Annotated in this window: 1 pseudogene; it reads right to left on the bottom strand. The window is 50.7% G+C overall.

Features of this window, described 5'->3' with window-relative positions:
• Window positions 1-211 (bottom strand): annotated as a pseudogene (gene tnpA, locus BHE89_RS04175) (IS200/IS605 family transposase); the annotation flags it as partial.

Raw genomic sequence — 211 nt, 5'->3', positions numbered from 1 at the left:
GTTTTACTTTGCGTCCGTAAATGTGTGTTTTGCTGGCGCAGCAGGCGCGACGATACTGATTTCAGATTGTTGACCATCACACTGACCGCCAGTTTTGGCGGGTAAGCAACCAGCAGATGCACATGGTCAGGCTCTCCCGTCCATCTCAATAATTTCGCATTCAAGTTTTGCCGCAGCGGAGTCAAATGCATCACGCAGTTGAGCGAGCATC

It is taken from the genome of Shigella sp. FC1967 (genome assembly GCF_001743005.1).
In the GTDB taxonomy this organism is placed as follows: domain Bacteria; phylum Pseudomonadota; class Gammaproteobacteria; order Enterobacterales; family Enterobacteriaceae; genus Proteus.
The sequence above is the reverse complement of the archived record's forward strand: the minus strand, read 5'-3'. Positions and strand labels throughout refer to the sequence as shown.